Origin of the sequence: Thermogemmatispora carboxidivorans (assembly GCF_000702505.1) — a bacterium.
Taxonomy (GTDB): Bacteria; Chloroflexota; Ktedonobacteria; order Ktedonobacterales; family Ktedonobacteraceae; genus Thermogemmatispora; species Thermogemmatispora carboxidivorans.
In genome coordinates, this window is the sequence record NZ_JNIM01000001.1 from 147691 (window position 1) to 169816 (window position 22126).

Below are 22126 nucleotides of genomic sequence, written 5' to 3' on the forward strand. Positions count from 1 at the left end.
CTCCAGGGAACGATCTATTACCATAGGATACGCAAAGAGGCTACGGGGGTTGCAGAGTGGTCTCGAATTACCTATGATGATACGCGAAAACACATCGATCGTTCTATAACTGGAAGAAAGCTTTGCTGCGTTCGCTATTACCAGATCCGTTTGCATGCCGAGAAGAGGAAGGGAGCAATGGAGTACCACGAGAAGCAACCCGCAGGGGAAGCCGAGCGGGGCGGAGCGCTTGGCCCCCGGGTACCAGGACTACAGCTACCAGCCCGTCGCCTTCCAGTGGCCCGGGGGCAGCCAGCTCTCCTGGCTCCTTTACCCGCTACGGGCGCAAAGAGTGGAGTCCCTCCGCTACGTCGCTGGCGCACCAATCGGATTCTTCTGCGTAAGCGCTGGCGCCGGCGTTTCTATCCCCACCGCACACCGCGCTGGGCGCTCATGCTCCTGGTAGCCGCGCTGCTCGGCCTCGCCCTCTTTTCGAGCAGTGCCGGGGCCGTCTATGCTTATTACGAAGCGCAGCTGCCCTTGCTGCGTAACATTGCTAACAACAATGCGCTCTTCCAGACGACGCGCATCTATGACCGTAATGGCAATCTGCTCTATGAGCTGTTCGATCATAGCGCCGATCGTGGCCGTCGCACTTATGTCAGTTATACCGATATCTCGCCGCTCTTGATCAATGCCACGGTGGCCGCCGAAGACCATACGTTCTGGGAAAACTCGGGCGTTGATCTGCAGGGCATTCTGCGCGCCGTCTTCTCGAATCTCCAGAGCCAGAGCGTTGTTCAGGGTGGGAGCACAATCACGCAACAGCTCATTAAGAACGAGTTGTTCAGCAACCAACCCCGCACACTGGCCGTCAAAGCCGAGGAGGCCGTGCTGGCCTATGGCCTGACACAGCAGTATCCGAAGTGGAAGATCATGGAGATGTATCTCAACACGGTCTACTACGGCGATCTGAACTACGGAGCTGAGGCTGCAGCGGAGAACTATTTCAATCTGCAGCCGAAGTGTACGGCGACGCGCTGTAAGCCGGCGGTGGCACAGCTCGATCTGGCTCAAGCCTCGCTGCTGGCCGGGCTGCCCCAAAGTCCTTCCTACTATGATCCAACACTCAATAAGCCTGCAGCCCTGGCGCGCCAGAAGGTGGTCTTGCAGTCGATGGTCGAGCTGGGGATGATTACCCCTCAGCAAGCCGCTGCCGCCGAGGCCGAGAGCCAGAAGTTTGTCTTTAAACCCTATAGCGCGACCCACCATATCCAGGCTCCCCACTTTGTGCAGTACGTGATCGATCAGCTCACGTCTCTGCTCGGCAGTCAGAACCTGCTCAATGGGGGCTACAATGTCTATACAACTCTCGATCTGACGCTGGAGAAGAAAGTCGAGCAGATCGTTCACGACCGCCTCTATACGGTCCAGTATGATCCTTACCTGGGCCAGTATCAGGGGCCGTTGTATAAAACGAATAATGTGAATAATGCTGCGGTTGTGGTGATGAGTCCAACGACGGGCGAGATTCTGGCGATGGATGGCAGTGCCGATTTCAATAATCAGAGTGCAAAGGTCCAGGGTCAGTATAATTCGGCCCTCGCGCTGCGCCAGCCCGGCTCGGCCTTTAAGCCCATCGTCTACGCCACGGCCTTCGAGATGGGCTGGTATCCCGCCATGATTGTCCCTGATCATCTCACGATTTATCCGACGAAGGATGCAAATTCTCCTTCTGGCTACTATACGCCGAATAACTACGATCAGAAGTTCCATACGACCTTTCCGATGACGATTCGCAACGCCATTGCGAACTCGTTCAATATTCCGGCGGTGACGACCGTCGAGTACGTCGGCTTCAACAATGTCCTCAACATGGCCAAGCGCCTGGGCATTACCTCCCTTGATACTGCCGACCTGCAGGCCTGTCGTAAGAACTACAATGCGCCGAAGGCGACGCCGGAGCAGTGTTTCTTCCCCTCGATCGCCTTGGGCACGGCGGAGGTCTCGCTGCTGGAGTTGACCGGGGCCTATGCGACCTTCGCCAATCAGGGGGTGCGTGTCCCACCGGTGGCCATCCTGGAGATTACCGATAGCCTGGGCCATCCGCTCTATCGCTACGATGCTGCTCACCCACATGGGGTGCGCGCGCTCGGGGCTGATGTCTCGTTCCTGATTAGCAGTATCCTCTCGGATAAGGCTTCGCGCTATCACGAGTTTGGCCCTGGCAACCCGCTGGAGCTGGCCGATCGCCCGGCGGCTGCCAAGACTGGCACAACCCAGACCTTCCGCGATAACTGGACCGTTGGTTATACGCCCTATCTGGCGGTCGGGGTCTGGGCTGGCAATAGCGATAATACCCCTATGGATAATGTCATTGGCATCACGGGCGCCGGTCCCATCTGGCATGATGTGATGGAGTATGCTTCCCAGCGCTATCATTATCCGGCTGAGGACTTTATCCGCCCGGCCAATGTCCATCTGGGCACGGTCTCTGCTCTCACTGGTCTCTTGCCTCGTCCCGGCGATCCGACTGTGAGCGATTGGTTTATTGACGGGACGCTGCCTACAACCTCCTGAGCGCCAGCGACTGTGGACGATTGGTTGAGCTTCCAGGCTGAAAGCATGCAGCAAGGAGGGCGGCATCGCCCTCCTTGCTCAGGGGAGTGGTGCCGCTCTCGGCCTGTTTTTCCTCTTCCTCTTGCACCCCTTTTGCTGGCAGGGCAGCCTTTCCCTTCGCTCCGTGATATCATAAAAGGAGCAGAGCACGCTACTGGATGTTGCAACATGGCTTATTGTGGAGGTTTCTGTTTCTATGAGTAGCGAATCCGGGCAGGAAGCGAACAAGAAGGGGCCACAGCAGCCGCAGTCATCAGCCGCTCACACGAACAATGCCAATGCTTCTGCCGACGCCGCTTCCTCCTCCTCCTCCTCCCCTGATCCTGAGCAGGAGCTCAACGAGGCTTTGGAGGGCGGTTTTCGCCCTTTGACGCGCATGGAGCGTCGTCAGCTTTGGCTGAGGGAGTATGGTGAGCAGGATGTGGCGTTGCAGATGTGGATTCAGCTGGTAGAGCAGCATGATCTAGAGATCGAGATGATGCTGCAGATGCATGGGCTACTCATTTTCGGGGTGATGGTGAGCACTGCCCACTATGCCCAGTTCTACATTGATCTCAATGAGGAGACGCACCGCGAGCACGATCCCGACACTGCCGATGCCTTGCGCAAGTACTATACGGCGCTGGTGCCGCCGCCCGATCAGCCGGAGTATGGACCAGAGGGCTTACCGATCGTCTACCACTATATCCATATGCGCGATGTGACGATCCTCAGCGGCGGCCACAAATTCAAGGTGCCCTACTGGCGGGGGAAGGCCTCGCGTGTCGATGCCTTTGTGGTTGGGGCGACCGTTGGGGATTAGCCTGGCTGGCCAGCGCTGCAGCGCGAATCTGCTGCGCGTTTTCCTCTCTTGTTTGCAGTATTCAGGCCATCCACTGGGTTGCTACTGGCTCAGCCCTCAGTTCTGCCCAGGCTGAGGGGAAGCTGACTGGCCCGTTGCGTCCTTAGTTGATCTCCCAGACGTAGACGCTTCCATCCTGGCCGCCGCAGGCAAGGTAGCGCCCATCAGGTGACCAGGCGAGAGAGTAAATAATGCCTTGTTGGCTATTATGGGCGAAGCGCTGCCGCCCATCTATGGCCTGCCAGCAATGGATGTGGCCATCGCGTCCGCCGGAGGCCAGTAAGGAACCTCGGGGGTGCCAGCTGAGGGCGTAGACTGCCTTCTTATGCCGGCGATAGGTGATCTGCTGCCTGCCGTGCTGGCTCTCCCAAATCTCGACGCTGCCGCCAGTCTTCCCTGCGGCGACGTAGCGTCCGTCGCGCGACCAGGCAATGGCGTTGATGCGCTGCTGCTGGCCGTAGCAGTGGATCTCTTTTCGTGAGAGGAGCCAGGAGGTCAGGAAGCTGCGTCCCCGGTTAGTAGGACGTGGCCAGATGTGCAGGAGGCTATCGCCGCCGCCCGAGGCGAGGCGCTGACCATCGGGCGCCCAGGCCACCGCTTTGACGCTGCGCCAATGGCCGCGATAGCGACTGCTCTCCCAGGGGCTGGCTGCGGCCCAGACATGGACCGTCCCGTCTTGGCTGGCCGAGGCCAGAAACTGGCCGTCGGGCGCCCAGGCCACACTGTAGACGTAGGAGGTGTGGCCCTGGTAGCTTGTGAGTTCATCGCCTGTACTCGGGTTCCAGAGGCGCACCGTGCCATCGCGTCCCGCTGAGGCGAGGCGCTGGCCGTCGGGGGACCAGGCCAGGCCGTAGACCGATCCTCGATGCCCATCGCAGCGCCGCAGCAAGTGCCCGCTGAGCGCTTCCCAGATCTGGATGCTGCCATCGGCCCCGCCGGAGGCCAGAAGGCGCCCGTCGGGGAACCAGGCGAGGGCATAGATGCTGGTGTTCCGATGATGGCCTGTGTAGAGGCAGCGCGTGATCAGGGGCGCCGTGGGAGAGGCGACGACGGGAGCCGCCGAACTCGCTGAGGCTGGTGCGGGCCGGTACTGACTGGCGGCACTCGGGCGCCCCTGGTTGCTCAGACGCCGGGTGAGCAGACTTTCAAGCTCGACCTTGATCTCCTGGATGCTAGCCGGGCGGCGGCTGGCCTCGGTCTGCACCATACGCATCACTAGTGCCTCTAGCTGCCGATGGTCGGCGTCCTGTTGGGGAAAGGGAGCAAAGGTAAAAGGAGAGAGCGCGGGGTCCTGGCCAGTGATCAGCTGATGCAGCGTGGCCCCAAGAGCGTAGATGTCGGTTTGTGGCGTCGACTGCGCACGACCGTACTGCTCTGGTGCGGCATAGCCGGCGGAACCGAGGGCCGTTGTATCCTTGCTCTGGCCGGGCTTGAAGAGGCGCGCGATGCCGAAGTCGATCAAATACAGATGGCCGTCCCTCGTGAGCATGATGTTTGCCGGCTTGAGATCGCGGAAGATGATGGGCGGCTGGCGGCTATGCAGGTAGCCGAGCACATCGCAGAGCTGCAGACCAAGGCGCAGAACCTCGTCAAGGGGCAGTCGCCCATCGGGGGTGCGGCTCAGGCGCTCTTCCAGCGTTTCCCCTTCGACAAAGTCCATCACCAGGTACCAGCGCCCATTTTCGCAGAAGTGATCGTAGATACGTGGCAGATTTGGATGAATCAAACCTGCCAGCAAGAGGGCCTCTTGCTGAAAGGCCGCCGTGGCCTCCTGCAGCTCCCTGGAACTCAAGGACTGCTGACTCATCTCCTTAATAGCCAACGTGCGATTGGCCAGCAGCAGGTCTGTTGCGCGATAGACGGCGCCGAAGCCCCCTTTCCCGACCTGGGCAGTGATCTGATAGCGTCCTCGAAGCAAGGTGCTGGACGGAAGCAGGCCGGTGGTGGTTGGCGAGGTTGGGGCCGAGATCGTCTGGCTCGCTGTCTGGGCCTGGTCGGCCACTAACGAGGGAGGCGCGCCATTCTGCAGCGGACGGCCACAGGCGAAGCAGAAACGGGCCTGGGGACGATTAGCTGCTCCACAGATGTCACAATAAAGAAGAAAGGAACCCTGCATTGCTTGCTGGTCCTGTATGCTAACGATGATCTGCCTGCATGGTAGCATCTAGAACGTTCGTCTGTCAAGAAGAGGGATGACAAACGATGAGCTATCTCATGCTGCTTGGTACGGGTACCTGCCAAATCGAGCTAGAGCGTCGCGCCTCCAGCGTTCTCCTGCATCTGGCGGGGCTGCCGATCCTCTTCGACTGCGGGCGCGGCATCAGCCAGCGTCTCGCCGAGGTTGGCCTCAATCCCAATGTCCTGGAGCATATCGTTATCTCGCACTTTCACCCCGATCACGTCTCCGATCTCATTCCCCTGCTGCATGCCGGAGCCTGGTCGCGCCGGCAGCCGCGTAAACAAGACCTCCACCTCTACGGGCCACCCGGACTGCAGCGCCTGATCGACGGGCTGATGCGCCTCTTCAGTCCTCACAGCTTCCGTCAGCCCCATTATCAAATTCTGGTCCATGAAATCATAGAAGAAACATTTCAGATCGGGCCCTACCGCTTTGATTTCTGCGAGCTGCCACCCGCAGGCAACCACGGGCTACGCTTCACCTGGCAGGGGCAGCGCTACGCCATTACTGGCGACTCCTCCTTTCACGAGCAGGAGCGTCTCTTCCTGCAAGGTGTCGACCTGGCTATCATCGACTCTGGCCATCTCAGCGATGACGAGATCGTCCAACTGGCCGCTGCTACCCAGGTCAAAACGCTCGTCTGTTCGCATCTCTACCGCGAACTTGACGCGGCCCGCTTGCAGGAGCGGGCGCGCGCCGAAGGCTATTGCGGCACCATCATCGTCGGGTGTGACCTCATGACCTTTGCCCTGCCCGACGAGTGAGCGAGCAGACGAGCACTGGGACGTTAATCGTTCGGGCAGAGACGATGAGCGGTTAAGAGTTCCGGTGGAATCGGGCGATCTAGCAGTGGCGGGCGCCCGCGGTGATGGTAGAGGTGCATGCCGCTGCGGGGATCGATCAGCACCAGCGTGAACTGGCGCAGCAGGGGACTGCCCGGCGGCAGCGCTCGCGCCACGCGATCGCCCGGCAGCCGTGGATTGAGGACGATCCAGTCGACGCTGACCCCGGGATCGCGCAGGGCCTGCTGCCAGAGCCGGCCCGAGCCGTCGTAGATCACATTGCGGAAGTTGATGCCAGCCTCCGAGACGTCGAAATTGGTGGGAGAGACGTCCTCTAAGATCAAACCGCCGTTGTAGTGCTTGGCCAGGTAGATGCTGACCGGATGGGTGCCCGTACAAGAGTTCCCATAAAGGCCGTCCTGGAGGGTCACAATGCCAGTGGCGGCAATGAAGCAAGCTTGACCGCAGATCGCTCCTGCGCAGGCCAGGCGCCCCAGCAGATGGAGCCGTCCCCGCAGCAGGCGCAGCCCGCTACTCATCAGCGTCGCCAGCAGCAGAGCTGCCGGTACCACCACTGCCGCACCGTGCCGATCGTTGTAGAGGCGCCCGGGATCATGGCCCGGCCCGATCTCCGGCAGCAGGATGAGCGCCTGCCCGCTGTAGATCGAGAGCACATAGAAGCCGAGCGGAGCCATGAAGGCGATCAGTGCCAGGGTCTCCGGCCTGAGCCGGTGGCGGAGCAGGAAGAAGACGAAGGCCAGCAATGAGAGAAAGAGGAGAAATGGCCCGAAGGTCTTCACCGAGAGCAGCAGGTAGGTCAGCAACGAGAGACTGACGTTGTGATAGGTATAGAAGCGACCAGCGCGGGCAAAGCTAGAGAGCAGCATCTCAGAGGAGAAAGGGCCGTGCAAGAAAAAGAAGGTGTCGCCAAAGATGATGCGATTCCAGGCCAGCCAGAGGGCGATACCAAGGCCCCCCAGGAGGGCAAAAACGAGGGTATTGGCGCAGATCTCGGCGAAAGAGCGCCGCTTGAGCAAGCTGGTCAGGCTGACCAGGATGAGCAGGCAGACGAAGAAAGACCAGCCTTCGTAGCGGGAGAGGGTTGCCAGGAAGGTACTGGCCGCCGCCAGAACCAGGTAGCGCGGGCGATTCTCCTGGGCCCAGCTCAAGAAGTAGTAGCCGGCCACGGTCATCATGCAAATCAGAGTCAACTCGGTCAACGGTGTCGACTGGAGGTAAAGGATATTGGGATTGAGCATGAAGACCAGGGAGCAGAGAAACGCGGCCCAGCGATCGCGGGTCAGGCGCAGGCCGCCGCGGTAGAGGTAAAGGGCGGCAATGATATAGCAGAGCATCGAGACGAAGCTGCCGGCCAGCCCAGAGTGCCAGAGGAAGTCATTCCAGACGAAGGGGAGCATCAGCATGTGAGGCAGCGGCAGCCAGACGCCGCCGAGCTGGGCCAGGCCGGGTGTAGCGCTATCAAAGACACTGCGAGCGATGCGCAGGTGGGCGTAGGCATCGCCATACAGCAGAATCTCCTGATGCAGAAAGAAGTAGAGGCAGGCCGAGATACTGCTCAGACAAGCGCAGAGAAAGGTCACCAAAGCCCCCAAATCGTGAGGACGTGAGCGTCGGATGTGTGGCAAAGGACGGATGGTCGTCTCTGGTGTCAGGACCAGGCGAAGCGGCTTGAAAGGGGTGTGGCCACCCAGGCGGATGGGGGTCAGGCCAATCTCGATCTCGCTCGGCCCATGCTGGGGGGTCAGGGGAACCACAGTGGCACTGAACTGGTTGACAGGTTGCTGCTGCTTGAGCAGGTGGAAGCCGTGAAGGGTCTTTTGCCAGTAGTGGGGCCGGACGAGCAGCTCGGCGAGCGCCAGATAAGCGGCCAGGCTATCTAGCAACCAGCAGTAGGGCATCAGCAAAGCCCAGGGTACCAGCCCATAATAGCGGCGATGCAGCAGCGCCAGCAGATTGAGGTAGAGATGGAAAAAGTTACCGAAGATCAGGCAGAAGGCGCCCGCGTAGAGAATGGGGCCAGGAAAGAGCAGGTGGTAGAAAGCCTGGTAGCGACCACCGGTACAGATGTAGAAAAGGGAGAGTGCCCAGACGAGGGGGTTCACGAGCAGACTGGCGGCGCTGGTGCCGATCACCAGTTGCACGCTGCAGAGTTCGCGCCAGCGCCGCTCGCGCCAGTAGACCAGGGGATGGCGCATATAGACCAGGTAAGTCTGCATATAGCCCTTAATCCAGCGCGAGCGCTGGCGCAGCCAGTTACTGAGACGAGAATTGGCCTCCTCGTAGGTCGTCGAATCGAGAATCACGGTCTTGAAGCCGTGCTGGAAGAGGCGCAGGCCGAGATCGCAGTCCTCGGTGACATTGAAGGCATCCCAGCCGCCGACAGCGCGCAGCACGGAGACGCGGAAATGGTTTGAGGTGCCACCGAGCGGCAGCGGGAGACCGAGCCGCTGCAGGCCCGGCAGCACCAGATCAAACCAGAGGGAATACTCAGCGGTAAAGAGGCGAGTCAGGAGATTTTGGGAAGGATTATAGCAATTCAGACGCGCCTGCACACAGGCCAGCGAGTGATCGTGCTGAGCGAAGGTCAGCACGGCTTTTTTCAGCTGCAAAGGATCAGGGATATCCTCGGCGTCGTAGATAACCAGGTAGTCGCCACGGGCATGTAGCAACCCGTAGTTGCAGGCACGGGCCTTGGTACGGGGGTAGCCACGCGGCACGACGAGTACGCGGAAGTGAGCGGGGAGAGCCAGCTGCTTGAGGGCGGCGCGCGTCTCGAGGTCGTCTTCCTCTGTCAGCAGCAAGATCTCCAAACGATCGCGGTGGTAGTCCAGGGAGCGCAGGGCACTCACCATCTGGCCGACCACGGCGGCCTCGCGGTAGAGCGGGCACAGGATGGTGTAGCGAGGCCAGTCGGCATTGTTGAGGGCGCTGATCAGGTGCTCGTCGATCCCCTCATCGCTGCTGGCCTCAGCGGGAGCCAGCAGATGTGTACCCACAATGGCAAACTGCAGTAGCAGATGGGCCACATAGAGCAGCGTGATCAGGGTCGAGGCCACAACGAGCAGCGCTGGACCTTTCCAGGCCAGGGCGCCGCCCCAAAGCAGCAAGAGGCCGCCCAGTATCGCGAGCTGCGCCCGGCTGAAGGTGTGTAGGGCGGCGCGCTCAGGGTGGAATGGTGCAAAGACGGTCACCTCCTTGCCATGAATCAGGATCGGACGGCAGGCCGCACGCTGGTATTCCGCAAGCTCGCGACTGTTGGGGCGCGTCGCGCTGGGGCTGACATTGCCTTCGAGCCAGCGCCGATAACGCGCTACACGGTTGCGAAATTGCAGCTCGCTGAGTTTAGGAGATTCTTTTGTCAGAAGACCGGACGCCATGAATCCTCTCCTCCACACTCCTCGATTGATACTGCTCAAATACATCCATGCTCTTCTTGATAACAGCGACCGCTATAATTGCTCAGTTCGCAGAGTGCTTCCCAGTAGAGGGAGAGCTTACGCCGCAACGACGGTTTGACGGGTTCGCTGGCTTTCTCTGGACCAATGGCGATCTCCGTGTAGACATAGCCAGCACGCACAAATTTATGGATCATTTCGGCATTGATAAGGTGGCCCTGCATCTCCAGGGCTTGCTGGCGGAAAAACTCGGCGCGGTAGAGCTTAAAGGGACAGTAGAGATCGCGCACCCGCAGACCCAGGGTGAAGCGCAGCAGCCAGCTCCAGAGGAGCGTGGTCAGCCTCTGCCAGCCCTGGCGCTGGCGAAAGCCGAGCACGGCATCGTAGTCGCTCAGCAGGGCAAAGCTGCGCTTGAGAAGATCCACACTGAGGCCGGGCTGAGCCTCCATCAGCAGGACGAACTCTTTGCTGACCTGGTTCAGGGCGCTGGCCAGAGCCTGGCCATAGCCGCAGCTTGCGGACTGGTGCAAGACAATCAGACGCGGTTCCTCCGCGGCAAGGCGTTCGAGCAGTATGCCGGTGCGATCGTGGCTCCCGCGATCAACGGCGAGAATCTCCAGGTCGTCGGCCCAGTCTCCCAGGCTGCTCAGGAGCGAGCGCACGACCAGGGTGATGCTCTCCTCGTCGTTCTGAGTCAAGAGCACGATCGAGAGGCTGCGTGGAGCAGCGGCGGCTCCCGAGTTAGACAGAGCCTCAGCCCTGTCCGGTGCCTCCGTATCCTTATCCTTGGTATCACTTTGGGCCAGGGACGAGATACTCATCGCGCTAGATATCCTTTCTCTAGTTATGTGGCTACAGGTGCTTATTACCGTCTTTCTTCACACCGTAGAAGAAAGCTTTCCTTGCCTTTCTTAAGCTATTATGTGGGTGAAGAACGTAATATATATTTGCATGCAAAATGGGTCAAGATCGAAGCGGGACGGAGGGCGTACCCTGCCTCCCGATAGCATGCTTGCAAAATGATTTTGCATGAAGTAAAATCTAAATAATAGAGTATTACCGCTACGATCAGTGCTGGAGGTGCGAGGTAGGACTCCTTCCCTGTGGGTGTAGCTGGGCGGTCGGCTTTTCGTCGTAGTAGCTGAAAAGACGATAAAGTGAGAGGAAGCTACCGACCCATGACTATGCTCTATCGTCAGCGGTTGCTCTTAGCGCTGGCCGAGCTGGCGGGGGGGGAGCTGGATGAGGAGAGAGCGCGGCTGCTGGTAATGCTCTGGTCTGTCCATGCTCAGCGCGAGCAAAGACAGGCTCCTTATGAATTCGTTGTTTGGGGAAAGCACTGGCGCAGCTTCGTCCTGGAGCATGATCTGCAGGCGCTGCGTCTGCGGCGTTATCTGACGCCACCGCCGGGGGTGGCTCTGGCTGCTGTGGCGGCGGGAACCTCCTTCCTGTCCCAACTCCGTCCGGGTGATCGCCGCTTGTTAGCGCAAGTGTGGGAGGAAAGCCAGAGCTTCGCCGCTGATCGGCGCGGCGCCTTGCGGCTGCTCAGGCGAGAGCTTGCCGCCTCGTCGCTGTCGAAGGAGGTCTCTCGCGGAGCGGACGACGCCGTCTGTCTCTTCACGCTCGGCTACGAGGGCTTAAGCCTGGACGCCTATCTGACTCTCTTGCTCTCCCATGAGGTGCGTCTCCTGGTCGATGTGCGGCGCAATCCATTTTCGCGCAAGTTCGGCTTTGCCAGGACCCGCCTGGCCCAGGCTCTCTACGAGGTGGGGATCGCCTATCTTCACGTGCCCGCTCTGGGTGTGCCCTCTGAGCTGCGACGGGAGTTAGAGACTGAGGAGGCTTATCGCGCACTCTTTGCCTATTATGCCACTGACCTGCTCCCGCGGGAGACAGAGAGCATCGAGCGACTGGCGGCGCTCATTGCTGAACAGCGACGAGTGGCACTGACCTGTTTTGAGGCTGATCCTGGCCACTGTCATCGTGCTGTGCTGGCGGCTTATTTGCAGCAGCAGGGGTACATTGAGGCCCCTATCGTGCATTTAACGAGTAACGCTGTCTCTCATCCAGCGCGGCAGAATCTCAGTAGTCATGACCAGCGCCAGCAGATACTGCCCGCGCTAGATGACTGCTAGCTGGCCCCGGCCTGCAAGGAGGGAGGGTCAGCTCTCGCCAGGACGGAGGCAATGATGTATCTGCCCGAGACACTGCCGGATGCACGTGTGCTGATCGCTGTCAAAGCTTACCCTCTCCCCTCTAACAAGTACGAGGAGCTGGTGTGTACCGCAGGCGTCCTTGAAAATGGCAAGTGGATACGCATTTATCCCATACCATTCCGTAGTCTTCCTTATGATCGACAATATCGTAAATTCGAATGGATTCGCCTTAGTCTTGTCAAGAACGTCAAAGATTTTCGTCCAGAGAGCTATCGGCCCCTCCATAATCTTGAAGAACCAATCTTTCTCGACGGCCATATATCGGCTAGCTCTAAGGGCTGGAGAGAGCGAAAGAGCTATGTGCTTCGGGAGGTCTTCGATTCGATGTCCGAGATCATCGACCTGGCCAAAGGCCCGCAGCTACGTTCGCTCGCTGTGCTCAAGCCTCGGGAGATCATCGACTTCAAGATCGAGTCAACGAGCCGCCACTGGAAGCCGAAATGGAACGATTATTTTTTACAGAGCAATCTGTTGGATATAGATAGAACTGGGAAGGTAAAGAGAAGAGTTCCAATCAGAAAGCTTCCCTACAAGTACTCCTATGTCTTTGTGAGTAAGGGGGACACAAATCCACGCAAGCTCTTTATAGAAGATTGGGAGCTTGGCGCGCTGTACTGGAAGTGCTTGAAGGAGACACAGGGCGATGAAGCCGGGGCGAATCGTCTCGTGCGCCAGAAGTATCTTGACGAGTTCTGCTCGAAGAGAGACATCTATCTCTTTTTGGGGACGACCTGGCACTATCACAAGATAAGCCAGAATCCTTTTATAATTGTTGGCGTGTTCTATCCGCCGAAGGAGCCTCAAAATCGCAAATATCAAGCGATACAGCTCCCTCTTTTTTGCTGAAGGGCAGGCGAGCTTAGGAGCAAAAGCAGCTCAGACCAGAGTCACGCGCTCCTTGCGCCACTCCAGCTTCCTATATTTCTCGACCACGAGCTGCTCGGCCAGCTCCAGCTCGGAGCGGCTCAGTTCGCCCGGCACAAAGGCCTGTCCCAGTGCCTGAGCGAAGCCCTGGCGGAAAGCCTCTGCTACCTGCTCCCAGCTTACGTCTGGCGCGAAAGCGTGTAGCGGCTGCGTCTTCTGGCGATAAAAGGCCAGGGCCTCGGCCCGGGCTGCCTCATCGGGGAAGCGTAAGAGTCCATAGAACTCCTCGGCGCGATCATCCAGAGGCAGTGAACCCTGCTGCAGCAGGGCATCCTCGCGCCAGACCTGGGCGCTGCCCACCAGCTTGTAGCCGCCGCTTGTCAAATCGGCCTGAGTTGACGAAGCGAAGCAAGCCGCCGAGGGATGCTTCTGCACGCGACCGTCGCTGATCTCCGCCTGTACTCCGAGCAAGGCCAGTGCCTCCAACAGGCCGCGGGCCAGGTAGGTATAAGCTGCCACCACCCCGGAAGGCACTCCATAGCGGCGACTGATCACGATGCTGTAGGTGAACTCGTCGCGGTGATAGACGGCACGGCCCCCTGTTGGACGGCGCACCAGAGCCACGCCGCGCTCGCGGCAAAGATCGCTGAGAATCTCGCGCTCCACGTTCTGAAAGCGGCCCAGCGAGATCGACGGCTGTGACCAGCGGAAAACTCGCAAGGTTGGCGGCGCCTCGCCGCGCAAATGGTGAATGAGAATGGCCTCATCGACGGCCATATTCAGGGCCGCATCATGTACACCGCTATCGAGAAAGCGAAACGTCTCGGCCATAAGCTGCTATCCTTCTTCTCTCCAAACCGGGCTTAGGACGACGTTGCGCGGGAGGCCGTCCGGGCCAGCCACTTCGCTCGCTGTTCCTCGCGGGCCGTCTCCGAGGCTGGCACATAGTTAGCCAGGAAAGCATCGCGGAAAGCTGGAAAGGTTCCGGCCAGGATCGCCGCCCGTGCCTCCGCGGCCAGGCGCAGCATGAAGCGCAGGTTGTGGATGCTCCCCAGGCGATAGTAGAGCTGCTCCTCTGCCCGAGCCAGGTGGTGCAGGTAGGCAGCGCTATAGTTGCGACAGGTATAGCAATCGCAGCCCTCCTCGACCGGCCCGTGCTCTGTGCGAAAGCGGGAGCGCTTAATATTCACCCGTCCGTAGCGCGTAAAGAGGCCGCCGTGGCGTGCCACCCGTGTTGGCAGCACGCAGTCGAAGAGATCCATGCCCAGGTCGATCCCCATAATCAGGTCCTCTGGGGAGCCGACTCCCAGCAAATGGCGCGGCTTCTCGCGCGGCAGCGCGGGCGTTGTCGCGCGCAGCAGCTCCCACATCAGGGCTTTCGGCTCGCCGACCGACAGGCCCCCAATTGAGAGGCCGAAGAAAGGCAAGGAGCCGATGAAGCGAGCGCTCTCCTGGCGCAGCTCAGGCTCGAAAGCCCCTTGGACGATACCGAAGAGGGCCTGGGGACGCTCTGGGCGATGTGGATGCTGTGTGAAGGCTTCCAGGGCGCGCAGGGCCCAGCGGTGAGTGCGCTCCATAGCCTGGCGGGCCTCCTGGGGCGTACAGGGGTAGCCGCTACAGATATCCAGGGGCAGGACGAAATCGGCGCCCAGCTCGGCCTCGATCTGCAAGCCGCGCTCAGGAGTCAGTAAGTGCAGCGAGCCATCCAGGTGCGACTTAAAAGTCACGCCTTCCTCGGTGAGCGTGCGCAGGTGGCCCAGACTGAAGACCTGGAAGCCGCCGCTATCGGTCAGTATTGGGCCGGGCCAGCGCATAAAAGCATGCAGTCCGCCGAAACTGTCGATCAACTGTGAGCCGGGGCGCAGCATCAGATGGTACGTATTGGCGAGAATAATCTGCGCGCCTGCGGCCTGCACCTCCTCGGGGGTCAGAGACTTGACCGTCGCCTGCGTGCCAACGGGCATAAAGATCGGCGTCTGAATCAAGCCGTGGGGGGTCTGCAGCGTACAGGCGCGGGCCCAGGTTGGGGCCGACGGCACTGGAGGATTCTCGACATCGATCGTAAAAGCAAACGGGCCGGAATGAGCCGCGAAAGCGTCCACTGGCCACTCCCTTCGCAACAACGAGCTTGCCTGATGAGAGGGGGCCGGCCCAGACCAGTCAAGTCTGCCACGTCCTGCTGGAACCGGGTTGAGTTGACGCAGCTTCGAATCAGCAAGCGGCGGCCCTGGCCAGCGCTCCTGACCTGAGCCAGGCAGCCGCTCACCCCCCTGCCGGGCGCGACTCCTCTGTTGAGAGAGTATAGCGAATCGGCAGGGTTTACGCAACGTCTCGCCCTGCGCCAGTTCTTGCCTGGCCGGGCTGTGCAGCTGCTCCTTTTTGACAAAGCGAGGAACATCGTGAAACGAATGTAAGGCCGTCCACTTCACATGAAAAGCGCGTAAAAATATCAAAACGCTGACTGATTGGGACTAGAATCACTTGAAAAACAGCAAAAGTTGGTGTATGCTTTCAAGCGGTAATCCGAGACTGGTCTTGCGCACAGTGCCATCAGGCATGGGTCCCACGCTGCTCAGGGCGACGAACAGACTGGTGACAGAGGCCAGGAATGGACCTGAAAGGTTACCGACCATACCACTAAGGAGGTCCTTGGTTGAGTTTCGTCGACAAAACTCTCAAGTGCCGTGATTGCGGAAACGAATTTATCTTCACAGCAGGAGAACAGGAGTTTTTCCAGCAAAAGGGCCTGCTGAACCAGCCTGCACGTTGCCCGTCCTGTCGGGCCTTGCGGCGTCAGGCAGCGGGAGGAGGCAGCCGGAGCGAGCGCGCCCCGCGTGAGATGCACACGGTGATCTGCGCCGAGTGCGGGCAGGAGGCCAAAGTGCCATTCCTTCCGCGCAACGACCGGCCTGTCTACTGCAGCAGCTGCTATGATAAAGCGCGCGTGGCGCGACGCTAGCCAGCGACGTCCGCCTCGGTCGGATCAGTCCCTACTCGGACGAGCCGGTCTGGCTGGCCAGCCAGGTTCATTGCCTGCATCCCGGCTGTGAGGCGGCCAGGACCGCAGGAGAGACAGGGGTAAGGTAACGATCCCCTCTTGTGCCCCTCCCTCCACTGCGCGGCTCTGCTTGTGGCTCGCGCTCTTGTGAGGGACGGTGATCCTGGAACGTAGGAATCATTGTCGCAATTTATCTGCTTCACGGACAAGACCAAGGGCTGCTCTTGGCCTTGTCTCTTTCTTTTCATCAGTTATTGGTGCACGCCGTCGACAGCTTGACAGTAATGCCTTGCACCTTATAATTACAAGGTAATACACTGACTGGTGTCTAACATTTCTCAACGGCCAGCGAAATTTGTTGAACAGTATACGCACAGGCAGAGGATCGGGTACCCAGATATGGATTCACGTGAACACAATGGAAGCCGGCATGAGGCGGGTACCCTGATGGGGCCAGAGGGAACTGATGGCCGACTCGTGGCGTCAATGGTTTCCCCAGATATGAGCGTGGACACCGAGACACTCATCACTGCAGCCCCAGATGCCGCCAGCCAGAATCGGCATCGGCAAGGGCAGCGACAGCGAACCTGGACGGTGATCTATCCATATCAGCCCTCTGATGGGCATCTGGAGGGCGATGCCCTTGAGCAATTGCTGGCGGAGACGCGGGCTTATCTCTCGCCACAGGACGTCGAGAAGGTCGAGCGGGCCTACGAGCTGGCGAATCGGGCCCATATGGGGGTACGGCGCCGCTCGGGTGAGCCGTATATTCAGCATCCGCTGGCGGTGGCGCTCATCCTGACTCAGATGCGCATCGACGCCGATGGTATTGTGGCCGCCTTGCTCCATGATGTCGTTGAGGACAGCGACTACACCCTGGAGGAGGTACGGGCCCGGTTCGGCCCGGCGGTGGCGACCATTGTGGATGGCGTGACGAAGTTCGATGCTCTGGCCGGCAAGCCTGGCTCTGGCTCCACGCCCGGCAGCGGGCCATGTGCGCCTGCCCCCGAAGCAGAGCGCTCAGAGGAGGCCGGGCGCGACCTGAAGAGTCGCCTGCGCTCCGAGACGGTGCGTAAGATGCTCCTGGCAATGGCCGAAGACCCGCGCGTGGTCGTCATTAAGCTGGCCGACCGCCTGCATAATATGCGTACGCTCAGCGCGATGCCGCCGGCCAAGCAGCAGATTATTGCCCGCGAGACGAGCGAGATCTATGCCCCCCTGGCGCGACGGCTGGGGATGGGCCTGGTACAGGCTGAGCTCGAGGATCTGGCTTTTTATTACCTGGAGCCAGAGCGCTACGAGCGCCTGGCGCGTGAAGTCGAGGAGGAGCGGCGCAAGCGTCAGCCGTATGTCGATGCCGTCTGTAGCGCTATTGAGGAGGAGATGCGCCGCGCTGAGATCCAGGCTGAGGTCCTGGCCTGGCAGAAGCATCTGGCCAGTATCAACCGCAAGCTGCTGCAGAGTGGCGGCGAGGTCAGCCAGCTGCATGATCTCGTCTCGTTCCGTATCCTGGTTGATAGCGACCACGACTGTTATCTGGCCCTGGGCCATATCCACGCCCTCTGGCGACCAAAGGATGGGCGCATCAAGGACTATATCGCTACCCCCAAGGTCAATGGCTACCAGTCCCTCCATACGACGGTCTTCTGCCTCGATGATCACCTCGCCGAGATCCAGATCCGCACCCACGAGATGCAGCGTACCGCAGACTATGGAATCGCCAGCTATTGGTATCTGCGCGAGCGCGGCGGCTCTCGCCTCTCCTATCGCGAGATGGTCGCCTGGATCGAGCAGCTGCGCGAGTGGCAGCGTGAGCTGCCGCAGAGCGCCGACGATTTCATCGAGGCCGTCAAGGGCGACATCTTTCAGGAGCAGATTTTTGTCTTTACCCCCAAGGGGGAAATTAAGGATCTTCCCCGCGGATCGACTCCGGTCGATATGGCCTATCGCATCCATACAGATATCGGCGATCACTGCGCGGGGGCCCGCATCATCACCAGCCTGGGCGACAGTGAGCGCCTGGTCACCCGCCTGGTCCCGCTGGATTATGAGCTGAAGAGCGGTGAGATCGTCGATATTGTAACCAACCAGGCGATTCATCCGACACGCGACTGGCTGACCTTTGTGCGGACTGCCAATGCGCGCACCAAGATTAAGCGCTACCTGAAGAACCACGAGCGCGAGATCAATTTGCAGCTTGGACGCGAGCGGCTGGATCTGGCCCTCAAGGCGGCGGGAGCGGCGGGCCTTGAGGCTCTGCGCGATGAGGAGCTGCTGCCGTTGGCGAGCGCGCGCAAGTATCAGTCGGTGGAAGCCCTCTATGTGGCGCTCGGGCGGGGCGATCTGCCGGTGGAGGACCTGGTCGAGCAGCTGCTGCCAGTCTTGCACGAGCGTGGGGCGTTGCGGCGGGTCGAAGCTGCCGCCAAAGCAGCCAACCCCTTGGGGCCGGCTGTGGTTGCCGGCCCGGCACTCAACGGCCATCGCTCATTTGTACTGGGTGCGGAGGCGCAGACCAGCGAGCGGCCTCCGACCTCTGGCGTAGCCACACGCCTCGCTCATTGCTGTTGTCCCCTACCGGGGGACGCTATTGCTGGTTTTCTGAGTCCGAATAAGGGATTGATCGTGCACCGGCAGGATTGCCGGACGCTGCAGCGCTTCCGCGAGCGTGTCAAAGGCCGGATCTTTGATCTGGACTGGTCGCAGGTCAAGACGCAGTCCTATCTCGCCCCGATCACTATTGTGGCCCGTGACCGGGCTGGCCTCCTGCGCGATGTAGCAGCAGTGGTCAGCGACGCTGGCATCAATATGACGGCGGTCTCCTCAACGACGAATCCGGCCTTGCAAAAGGCTGTCATTACGGCCACGATGGAGATTCAGTCGGTGGATCAGATCGAGCGCGTTTTCAAACGCTTGCTGCAGGTCAAAAGCGTTGTCAGCGTACGGCGCAACCTGGGGCATCGGGCCGGCCAAAATGGCAGAATCAACAGCCGCGCGAGCGAAGAGAGCACGCTTTCTGGGCCACTTGGCTAATCTGATGTAGCGCCATCCTGAGCAGTGAGCAGGCGGAACGCCTTGGGGTGACCAGCCTGTTGTTGGCCTTCTTTCTCGCTTGACAGACGAGGCTCCTTTCTCTGTGACTGGGCGAACCCGTCTGAGCTAAGCCAGGCTGGCTGGCTGCGAGCCATTTTTCCCTCCCTGATGTGATGGTACTCTTTACCCTGGGTTGATTCGAGAGAGGCTATCTTCGTTAGCTGAACCGAGCTCGCTCTGGTCGCGCGCTAGCAGGGACTTCCTCGGGGTTTATGCTTGCTGAGGGTAGCTAGACAACGCTATCTGCAAGGTCTATAATCTGAAAGGATGTACTGCTAGAACCTGTGGAACTCTAGGCCCGGGATGCTGCCAGGTAAGTGTGAAGGAGCACATGGGCAAAAAAGGATGGTAGCAGGGCCTCTGACGATTCTTGCAAAGCCACCCTGGAAGAACGATAAGTGAATCTGCTCGGGACCATATCCTGCAGTTTTCTGCATGAAATATAGAAATGTGCACATGGTCGAGATGACGATCGAGCCTGAGTCAGACCGGCAGTTGGGAGGGCGCTTGTCCGTGCCTGCGGCGGGAGCGCCAGGGAGAGTGGAGGCCGGCGGAGGTCTGACCACTGCCGTTGGAGAGAAGCCCCCCGACGAGCGTGCGGCAGAAACTTTGCTGGCTCGCGTCCGGGAATACATGTCGCCCGCTGAGATTGAGCAGGTGCAGCATGCTCTGTACCTGGCGCAGGAGCGCTGTCGTGGTGTTCGAGGAAAGCGGGCTCTTCCTCCCCTGGAGCATGCGCTGGCTGTGGCCTTGATCCTGGCTGAAATGCGCATCGATGCCATCGGCGTCGCTGCGGGCCTGATTTTCGAGGCGGTTGATGCTGAGCTGCTCTCGTTGGAGCGCGTGGCCGAGGAGCTGGGGCAGCCCGTAGCGCGGGTCGTGAGCAGCATGCTGCGCCTCAACATTCTGGAGCGCAAGAAACAGGTTGGCGCTCAGCTTTTGCCGGCGAGCCGCGTCGAGGTGGAGAGCAGCCGCGAGAACCGCAAGCGACGCAACCGTGATGCTCTGCAGCATCAGCAGGCGGAGACGGTCCGCAAGATGTTTCTGGCTATGTCCGATGATCCGCGGGTGGTCCTGCTGAAGCTGGCTTACCGCTTGCATGCGATGCGCATGTTGCGCGATCCCGCTTTCCAGTATGATCCTCAAGAGCGGCTGACAATGGCGCGGGAGACGCGCGAGATCTATGCGCCGCTGGCGGGTCGCCTTGGGATGTCGCGCGTGGAGTGTGAGCTGGAGGACCTGGCGTTCGAGATCTTGCAGCCCGTGCAATATGCCTGGGTCCGCGATCAAATGGAGGCCGAGAAAAAGCAGTGGGGGGCTTATGTGGAGAGAGTCTGTGCGATTCTGCGCCGCGAGATGGCGGCCATCGGCCTGAAGCATGTGGAGGTCTCTGGGCGCATTAAGCACCTCTACAGCTTCTACAAGAAGATTCTGCGCGCGGCTGGCCTGCCGACACAGCCGAGCCTGCTTGGCACCGAGAGCCTGGAGGACTTGCAGCGTGGCCTGGATCTCAATCAGATCCATGATGTGATCGCTTTCCGTATCCTGGTGGAGACTACCCAGGATTGTTATCTGGCCTTGGGCCATGTCCATAGCCTCTGGAAGCCTAAAGAGGGCCGCATTAAGGACTATATTGCCAATCCCAAGCCCAACGGCTATCAGGCCCTCCATACGACGATTTTCTGCGTTGATGATCAGCTGGTGGAGATTCAGATCCGCACCTTTGAGATGCACCAGATCGCCGAGTATGGCGTGGCCATGCACTGGCACTATAAGGATGCGGGAGACCGCGCTTCTCCTTCGGCCAAGGAGCTGTTGACCTGGCTACGCCAGCTGGCTGAGTGGCAGCGCGAGCTGCGAGCTTCGCAGGGTGGCGCGCCTGAGCTACCTGAGACGTCACGCAGCGATCCGTTCTCGGAGCAGATCTTTGTTTTTACTCCCAAGGGGGAGGTCAAGGATCTGCCCATCGGCTCAACGCCGATCGATTTCGCCTATCGCATCCATAGCGAGATCGGCAATCACTGCGCCGGTGCCCGCATCATTAGGGAGATCGGCGATGGCGATGGCGAGCGGCTGGTTGCGCGCATGGTCCCCCTCGACTACGAGCTGAAGAATGGGGAGATCGTCGATATTACGACGAGTCGCATGGCCCACCCAAGCCGCGACTGGCTCAATTTCGCGCGCACGGCCACGGCCCGCAGCCATATTCGCCGCTATCTGAAAGCCCACGAGCGCGATATCAATATCCAGATCGGGCGGGAACGTCTGGATCGCGAACTGAAGGGCCTCGGCCTCCGCGGACTCGAGGTGTTGACAGAGGATCTGCAGGATCGCTTGCTCGAGGAGTACAATGCTCAGCGCGAGCAGCGCGAGCCGCGCCTGGCTTCCTTTGAGGATCTGCTGGCTGCCATTGGCAGCGATAAGATCCGCCAGCATTGGGTGGCGGTGCGCCTGGGCGAGTATCTGCAGGTCCGCGACCGCGACCGTGATGGACGTGAGCGTGAGAACGGCGCTCACCAGGAGGAGGAGCCACTGCTGCCAACGAGCAGCTCGAAGGAGGCCCCAGCGGTCAATCTCTGCGTCGATGGGGTCTCTGGCCTGCTGACTCGCCTGGCTAATTGCTGCTGCCCTCTGCCCGGTGATGCCATCGTGGGCTTTATCAGCCGTGGCCGCGGCGTAATTGTGCATCGGGCCGATTGCCCTAATATCGCCCGCTACCGCGAGCATAGCGAAGAACGCTTGATTGCCGTGAGCTGGGCCGGGGTGGAGCAGTCACACTATCTGGCGCCGATCGTGGTGACGGCCCGCGATCGCCCGGGTCTGATGCGCGATATCGCCGGCGCCGTTGCTGAGCTGGGCATCAATATGGCGGCTCTGTCTACTCATACGAATGGCTCGCGCGAGTTGGTGGTGGTCAACGCGACGCTGGAAATCGAGAGTCTGGAGCAGCTCCAGCGCATCATTGCCCGGCTTGAGCGCGTGAAGGATGTGCTGCAGGTGGGACGCGATTTGAAGCGCACACGCAGGCGCTAAGGTGGGCGAGGTGCTGCTTGCTCCCGCTGCCGCGCTCGATTCATCGGGAAGACTGCCGATAGTTTCTCCTTCTCCTCTTCTCTTCAGGCATCTCCTTTCTCACCTTTCT

The 22126-nt window shown here is 60.1% G+C and carries 13 protein-coding genes; 8 read left to right on the plus strand and 5 right to left on the minus strand.

Going from position 1 to position 22126, the window contains the following annotated elements:
• The first annotated feature begins 177 nt into the window (after positions 1–177).
• Positions 178–2559 carry a transglycosylase domain-containing protein gene (locus N688_RS00565; RefSeq protein WP_052887467.1) on the plus strand — a complete coding sequence of 794 codons (2382 nt, stop codon included), beginning with the start codon at positions 178–180 and terminating at the stop codon, positions 2557–2559.
• Between the two features lie 235 nt (positions 2560–2794).
• Entirely contained in the window at positions 2795–3400 is a 606-nt protein-coding gene (locus tag N688_RS00570; RefSeq protein WP_052887468.1) for a hypothetical protein, read from the plus strand.
• A gap of 142 nt (positions 3401–3542) precedes the next feature.
• On the opposite strand, the gene N688_RS00575 is transcribed toward N688_RS00570, so the two are convergent.
• Positions 3543–5555, minus strand: a complete 2013-nt coding sequence (locus N688_RS00575) for a WD40 repeat domain-containing serine/threonine protein kinase (RefSeq protein WP_052887469.1) — start codon at positions 5553–5555, stop codon at positions 3543–3545.
• Between the two features lie 86 nt (positions 5556–5641).
• On the opposite strand from N688_RS00575, the gene N688_RS00580 reads away from it, so the two are divergent.
• Positions 5642–6382: an MBL fold metallo-hydrolase gene (locus N688_RS00580; protein ID WP_052887470.1), complete on the plus strand. Its 741-nt coding sequence runs from the start codon at positions 5642–5644 to the stop codon at positions 6380–6382.
• A 23-nt stretch (positions 6383–6405) separates the two neighbouring features.
• Here N688_RS00580 and N688_RS00585 read toward each other — a convergent pair whose 3' ends face one another.
• Both N688_RS00585 and N688_RS00590 read right to left on the minus strand, forming a co-directional pair.
• The gene (locus N688_RS00585) at positions 6406–9798 is read right to left on the minus strand and encodes a glycosyltransferase (RefSeq protein ID WP_052887471.1); all 3393 of its coding nucleotides are present in this window, start codon (positions 9796–9798) and stop codon (positions 6406–6408) included.
• A gap of 35 nt (positions 9799–9833) precedes the next feature.
• On the minus strand, positions 9834–10637 hold the full coding sequence (locus N688_RS00590) for a glycosyltransferase family 2 protein (protein WP_052887472.1): 804 nt from the start codon (positions 10635–10637) through the stop codon (positions 9834–9836).
• A 357-nt stretch (positions 10638–10994) separates the two neighbouring features.
• Between N688_RS00590 and N688_RS00595 the strand changes: the two genes are divergently transcribed.
• Together N688_RS00595 and N688_RS00600 are read left to right on the plus strand one after the other, a co-directional pair.
• Positions 10995–11951, plus strand: coding sequence for a DUF488 domain-containing protein (locus N688_RS00595; protein ID WP_052887473.1), 957 nt, complete (start codon positions 10995–10997; stop codon positions 11949–11951).
• Between the two features lie 51 nt (positions 11952–12002).
• Positions 12003–12878 (plus strand): hypothetical protein, encoded by an 876-nt coding sequence (locus N688_RS00600; protein WP_202901806.1) that lies wholly within the window; start codon positions 12003–12005, stop codon positions 12876–12878.
• A 30-nt stretch (positions 12879–12908) separates the two neighbouring features.
• Here N688_RS00600 and N688_RS00605 read toward each other — a convergent pair whose 3' ends face one another.
• Together N688_RS00605 and tgt are read right to left on the minus strand one after the other, a co-directional pair.
• On the minus strand, positions 12909–13727 hold the full coding sequence (locus tag N688_RS00605) for a lipoate--protein ligase family protein (RefSeq protein WP_052887474.1): 819 nt from the start codon (positions 13725–13727) through the stop codon (positions 12909–12911).
• Positions 13728–13759: 32 nt separating this feature from the next.
• Positions 13760–14998 carry a tRNA guanosine(34) transglycosylase Tgt gene (gene tgt, locus N688_RS00610; protein WP_081838361.1) on the minus strand — a complete coding sequence of 413 codons (1239 nt, stop codon included), beginning with the start codon at positions 14996–14998 and terminating at the stop codon, positions 13760–13762.
• A 551-nt stretch (positions 14999–15549) separates the two neighbouring features.
• Here tgt and N688_RS00615 point away from each other — a divergent pair.
• The 3 genes from N688_RS00615 (at position 15550) to N688_RS00625 (ending at position 22017) form a co-directional block, all read left to right on the plus strand.
• Complete coding sequence (locus N688_RS00615; protein WP_052887475.1) at positions 15550–15855, plus strand: zinc-ribbon domain containing protein; 306 nt, start codon at positions 15550–15552, stop codon at positions 15853–15855.
• Positions 15856–16293: 438 nt separating this feature from the next.
• Positions 16294–18924: a RelA/SpoT family protein gene (locus N688_RS00620; protein WP_081838362.1), complete on the plus strand. Its 2631-nt coding sequence runs from the start codon at positions 16294–16296 to the stop codon at positions 18922–18924.
• Between the two features lie 495 nt (positions 18925–19419).
• The gene (locus tag N688_RS00625; protein ID WP_081838363.1) at positions 19420–22017 is read left to right on the plus strand and encodes a RelA/SpoT family protein; all 2598 of its coding nucleotides are present in this window, start codon (positions 19420–19422) and stop codon (positions 22015–22017) included.
• Positions 22018–22126: the final 109 nt, after the last annotated feature.